Source organism: Plasticicumulans sp. (genome assembly GCF_035331805.1).
GTDB lineage: Bacteria > Pseudomonadota > Gammaproteobacteria > Competibacterales > Competibacteraceae > Plasticicumulans.
This window is the reverse complement of sequence record NZ_DAOLKE010000224.1, coordinates 1-5872: the sequence shown is the minus strand read 5'-3', so window position 1 is coordinate 5872 and position 5872 is coordinate 1. Positions and strand designations below refer to the sequence as shown.

Below are 5872 nucleotides of genomic sequence, written 5' to 3'. Positions count from 1 at the left end.
CCGAGGACGCAGACAGTCTGAACCTTCATGCCGGATATCCCTGGATGCATGTCCGTCGACCGCCGCCGGGCGATCGCCGGGCGGGACGGACTGTCGTTAGAATGCGGGGCCGCGCCGGCGCGCGGCGCGGGGGCTTGCGAAAAACCGCGCGCAATCTAGCACAAATGCCGGCGCCCGCCGCCTGTGTCCGCCCGCGAAGCCGCGCCGGTTTTCCGTTGTTTTTCCTGATCCTGGACGAAGCGCGCCCGTGCCCGAACTGCTGCAAACCCTCCTGATCTGTCTCGCGGTCGGCGCCTTCGCCGGCGTCATGGCCGGCCTGCTCGGCATCGGCGGCGGTCTGGTGATCGTGCCGGCGCTCGCCTGGGTGTTCCACACGCAGGGCGTCGATGACGGCATCGTCATGCATCTGGCGCTCGGCACCTCGCTCGCGACCATCGTGTTCACGTCGGTGTCCTCGGTGCGCGCGCATCATCGCCGCGGCGCGGTGCTGTGGGAGCCGGTAACGCGGCTCGCGCCCGGCATCGTCGTCGGCGCCTGGCTCGGCGCGCAGATCGCCGATGCGCTGCCAACCGCGACGCTGAAGCTGGTGTTCGCGATCTTCGTGCTCGCCGTCTCGGCGCAGATCGCGCTCGGCGCGCAGCCCGCCGGCCAGCACCGGCTGCCGGGGCGCGTCGGCATGGCGCTCACCGGCGGCCTCATCGGCGCGGTGTCCGGCGTCGTCGGCATCGGCGGCGGCTCGCTGACCGTGCCCTTCCTGACCTGGTGCCAGGTGCCGATCCGCAACGCCGTCGCCAGCTCGGCCGCCGTCGGCCTGCCGATCGCGGTGTCCGGCGCGCTCGGCTACGTCGCCGCCGGCTGGAACGAGCCGCTGCTGCCCTCCGGCGCGCTCGGCTACGTCAGCCTCACGGCCGGCGCCGGCATCGCCGCGGCGAGCATGCTGACGGCGCCGCTCGGTGCCAGACTCGCGCATACGCTGCCGACGACGCTGCTCAGACGCATCTTCGCGGGCTTCCTCGCGCTGGTCGGACTGAAGATGCTGTTCGGCTGAAGCGCGACCGTCTCCGTCACCGGCCAGAGGACTGCCCTCGTGTCCACCCTGCCCCGCCCCGCCGCCGCCGCACTGCTCGCCGCCATCGCCCTCGCCACCGGCTGCGCGCCTCCCGCCGGCGGCTATCCGTACGGCAACGCCGTGCCGGCCTGGAAGGTCGTCGGCCTCGGCACCTCGACCTGCGCCGGCTTCAGCGCCACGGCGCGCGGCACGGCCGAACGCGAGGCCTACCGGCAGTGGCTGCTCGGGTATCTCAGCGCGATCAACGTCGGCTCGCCGACCACGGCCGACGTGATCGACACGCGCCACCTGAACTGGACCGACATCGCCAAGCCGCAGAACTGGGAGGAATGGCTGGAAGACTGGTGCCGCACGCAGCCCGGCGCGCCGTTCCAGACCGCGGCCCAGATGGTCGTCATGCGCGAGTACAACGAGATGCTGAAGCAGGACGCCCGCGAGAACAGCCGCGACCGGCGCTGACCACGCCGCACGCTTCGGCCGCTCCTGCATGGTAGCCATACCGGCGCGCAGAGCCGGAGCCCTCGCCCGACGCGCGCACAATCCCCGCCCGTAACGGCGCACGGCCGGCTCCGGCCGCTCGCCGCATCTCGCGCATCCGTGGCCCGTCGTGGCCGGACGCCTGTCGCCCGCAAGCGAGGAACCGCCGCCGATGTTCCGCTTTGAGCTCTCCGCCCTGCGCCGCCTGCTGCGCGCGCTGCCCTCCGTCACCGTGCTCGCCGTCGCGCCGCCGCTGCACGCCCAGCAGGCCGGCGGGCCGCCGGCGACGCCGGTCAAGGTCGTGCCGGTCGCGCGCGAGACCGTCATCGAGACGCTGACCGCGGTCGGCACGCTGCGCGCCAACGAGTCGGTGCTGATCCGCCCCGAGATCGCCGGCCGCATCCAGACCATCCACTTCCGCGAGGGCGAGCCGATCGCCGCCGGCGCGCCGCTGGTGACGCTCGACCCGGCCGAATACAAGGCGCAAGTCGCCGGCAGCCAGGCCGACGTGACGCTGAGCGAGCTGAACTTCGAGCGCCAGCGCAACCTCGACCGCAGCCGCCTCGCCAGCCAGCAGGACCTCGACAACGCCCGCGCCAAGCTCGATCAGGCGCGCGCGCAGCTCGACCTCGACCGCGTGCGCCTCGACAAGACCGTGATCCACGCGCCCTTCGCCGGCACGGTCGGCCTGCGCGCGGTCAGCCCCGGCGCCTACGTGTCGCCGGGCCAGGACATCGCCCGGCTCGACAGCCTGAATCCGATCAAGCTCGATTTCCGCGTGCCCGAGGTGCAGCTCGCGCGCCTGAAGGTCGGCCAGCCGGTCGCGGTGCGCATCGACGCCTACGCCGAGCGCGACTTCCGCGGCGAGATCCTCGCCATCGACCCGACGCTCGACGAGATCACGCGCACGGTGCTGGTGCGCGCCCGGCTCGCCAACGCCGAGGGCCTGCTGCGCCCCGGCGTGTTCGCGCGCGTGCAGCTGGAGATCGCGCGCCGCGAGCAGGCGCTGGTGATCCCCGAGGAGGCCATCTGGCCGGTCGGCCGCCAGACGCTGGTCTACGTCGTGAAGGACGGCAAGGCCGAAAGCGTGCCGGTCGAACTCGGCCTGCGTCAGGCCGGCAAGGTCGAGGTGAAGAACGGGCTTGCTGCCGATGCGCAGGTCGTCACCGACGGCCAGATGAAGCTGCGCCCCGGCGCCGCCGTGAAGATCGCCGAACCGGCCGCGCCGCCGGCCGCCGGCGCCAGACAGGGGGGCTGAGCCGCCATGGTGCTGCCTGATCTTTCGATCCGCCGGCCGGTGTTCGCGACGGTCATGAGCCTGATGATCGTGCTGATCGGCTTCATCGCGTACACGCGCCTCGCCGTGCGCGAGTACCCGAACATCGACGCGCCGGTCGTGTCGGTGCGCACGGTCTACAAGGGCGCGAGCGCCGAGATCATCGAATCGCGCGTGACGCAGGTGCTGGAGGATTCGCTGGCCGGCATCGAAGGCGTCAAGCAGATGAAGTCGGTGTCGCGCGAGGAAGTCAGCCAGATCACCGTCGAGTTCAAGCTCGAACGCAACATCGACGCCGCCGCCAACGACGTGCGCGACAAGGTCTCGCGCGTGCGCGCGCAACTGCCGGACGACATCGACGAGCCGGTGATCGCCAAGATCGAGGCCGACGCGCAGGCGATCCTGTGGCTGGCGTTCTCGAGCGACACGCAGACGGCGCTGGAGATCACCGACTACGCCGACCGCAACGTCAAGGACCGCCTGCAGACGCTGCCCGGCGTGGCCTCGGTGATCATCGGCGGCGAGCGCCGCTACGCGATGCGCCTCTGGATCGACCGCGACCGCCTCGCCGCCTACGCGCTGACCCCGGCCGATGTCGAGGACGCCCTGCGCCGTCAGAACGTCGAGATTCCGGCCGGGCGCATCGAATCCAGCCAGCGCGAGTTCTCGGTGCTCGCCGCCGCCGACCTGACCACGGCTGCGCAGTTCGAGAAGCTCATCATCAAGGAAGCCAACGGCTATCCGATCCGGCTCTCCGATGTCGGGCGCGCCGAACTCGGCGCCGCCGACGAGCGCAACATCGTGCGCTACAACGGCCGCAACGCCGTCGGCCTCGGCATCGTCAAGCAGTCGAGCGCCAACACGCTCGCGGTCGCGCAGGCGGTCAAGGCGCTGCTGCCGGTCATCCGCGACGGCCTGCCGGCCGGCATGCGCGTCGACATCGGCTTCGACAGCACGGTGTTCATCGAGAAGGCCATCGAGTCCGTCTACCACACGATGGTCGAGGCGATGGTGCTCGTGATCCTCGTGATCTTCTTCTTCCTGCGCAGCGTGCGCGCAACGCTGATCCCGTTCGTGACCATCCCGGTGTCGCTGGTCGGGGCCTGCATCTTCCTGTACGCACTCGGCTTCTCGATCAACGTGCTGACGCTGCTCGGCATGGTGCTGGCGATCGGGCTGGTGGTCGATGACGCCATCGTCGTGCTGGAGAACATCCACCGCCACATCGAGGAAGGCATGACGCCGTTTCGCGCGGCGCTCAAGGGCTCGGCCGAGATTGCCTTCGCGGTCGTGGCGATGACGCTGACGCTCGCCGCGGTGTTCACGCCGCTCGCCTTCGCGACCGGCAACACCGGGCGGCTGTTCACCGAGTTCGCGCTCGCGGTCGCGGCGGCGGTGCTGGTGTCGGGCTTCGTGGCGCTGACGCTGACGCCGATGATGTGCTCGCGGCTGCTGAAGGGCGGCCACGCCCAGCACGGCCGCGTGTTCCTCGCCATCGAGCACGGCATCGAGGGCATGACGCGCGGCTACGTGCGCGTGCTTTCGGCCTCGCTGCGCGCGCGCTGGCTGGTGCTGATCCTGTTCGCCGGCACCACGCTGGTCTGCGCCTGGCTGTTCACGCAGATGAAATCGGAGCTGTCGCCGGTCGAGGACCGCGGTTTCATCATCGGCGTCGTCGTCGCGCCGGAAGGCTCGACGCTCGCCTACACCGACGGCTACGCGCGCCAGATCGAGACCTTCCTGAACGACATCCCGGAGCTGAACAACTACTTCGCCGTGGTCGCGCCGGGGCTGGAGCGGCCGAATCCGGTCAACAGCGCGCTGTCGTTCATCCGCTTCAAGCCCTGGGAGGAACGCGCGCGCAGCCAGCAGGACATCGCGAAGTCGCTGGCGCCGAAGATGTTCGGCCTGCCCGGCGTGCTCGCCTTCCCGATCAATCCGCCCTCGCTCGGGCAGAGCTTCCGCAACCCGCCGGTGCAGTTCGTGATCCAGGCCAACAGCTATCCGGAGCTGTCGCGCAACGTCGATGCGCTGCTTGCGAAGCTGCGCCAGTACCCGGGCCTGGCCAACGTCGATTCGGACCTGCGCCTGAACAAGCCGCAGCTCACCGTGCAGCTGAAGCGCGACAAGATCGCCGACGTCGGCGTGCGCGTCGATGACATCGGCCGCGCGCTCGAAACCCTGCTCGGCGGCCGGCAGGTCACGCGCTTCAAGCGCGAGGGCCGCCAGTACGACGTGATCGTGCAGCTCGGTGCCGGCGACCGCGTGACGCCGGCCGACCTCGAAGCGATCTTCGTGCGCGGTTCCAATGACCGGCTGGTGCAGCTTTCCAACCTCGTCGAGGTGAAGGAAACCGTCGCCGCCAAGGAACTCAACCACTTCAACCGCCTGCGCGCGAGCGTGATCTCGGCGAACCTCGCACCCGGCACGACGCTCGGCGAGGCGCTCGATCACCTCGACGCCACCGCCGCCGAGGTGCTCGGCCCGACGCGCGCGACCGCGCTCGATGGCCAGTCGCGCGAATTCCGCGAATCCGGCGGCACGCTGTACATCACCTTCGTGCTGGCGCTCGCCGTGATCTATCTCGTGCTCGCCGCGCAGTTCGAGAGTTTCGTGTCGCCGTTCGTGATCATGCTGACCGTGCCGCTGGCGATGACCGGCGCGCTCGCGGCGCTGCTCATGACCGGCGGCACGCTGAACGTCTATTCGCAGATCGGCATGGTCATGCTGGTCGGCCTGATCACGAAGAACGGCATCCTGATCGTCGAATTCGCCAACCAGTTACGCGCCCAGGGCAGCGACCGCTTCGCTGCCGTCACCGAAGCCGCCCGCCTGCGCCTGCGCCCGATCCTGATGACCACCGCCGCCATGGTCCTTGGCGCCGTCCCGCTCGCGCTCGCCACCGGCGCCGGCGCCGAATCCCGCCAGCAGATCGGCTGGGTCATCGTCGGCGGCCTGTCGCTCGGCACGCTGCTGACGCTGTTCGTGGTGCCGGCGTTCTATACATTGCTCGTCAAGAGCGTGCATGTGCCGGGACGGGAAGACCCGGA

General features: G+C 70.2%; 4 protein-coding genes. All 4 read left to right on the top strand.

Annotated features, from left to right (window positions below):
- The first annotated feature begins 247 nt into the window (after positions 1 to 247).
- On the top strand, positions 248 to 1048 hold the full coding sequence (locus PKE44_RS13845) for a sulfite exporter TauE/SafE family protein (RefSeq protein WP_324552184.1): 801 nt from the start codon (positions 248 to 250) through the stop codon (positions 1046 to 1048).
- 39 nt (positions 1049 to 1087) lie between these two features.
- Positions 1088 to 1528: a hypothetical protein gene (locus PKE44_RS13840; RefSeq protein WP_324552181.1), complete on the top strand. Its 441-nt coding sequence runs from the start codon at positions 1088 to 1090 to the stop codon at positions 1526 to 1528.
- A gap of 190 nt (positions 1529 to 1718) precedes the next feature.
- Complete coding sequence (locus PKE44_RS13835) at positions 1719 to 2804, top strand: efflux RND transporter periplasmic adaptor subunit (protein ID WP_324552179.1); 1086 nt, start codon at positions 1719 to 1721, stop codon at positions 2802 to 2804.
- 6 nt (positions 2805 to 2810) lie between these two features.
- Positions 2811 to 5872 (top strand): efflux RND transporter permease subunit (locus PKE44_RS13830; RefSeq protein WP_324552177.1); only part of this gene is annotated, 3062 nt, incomplete at its 3' end.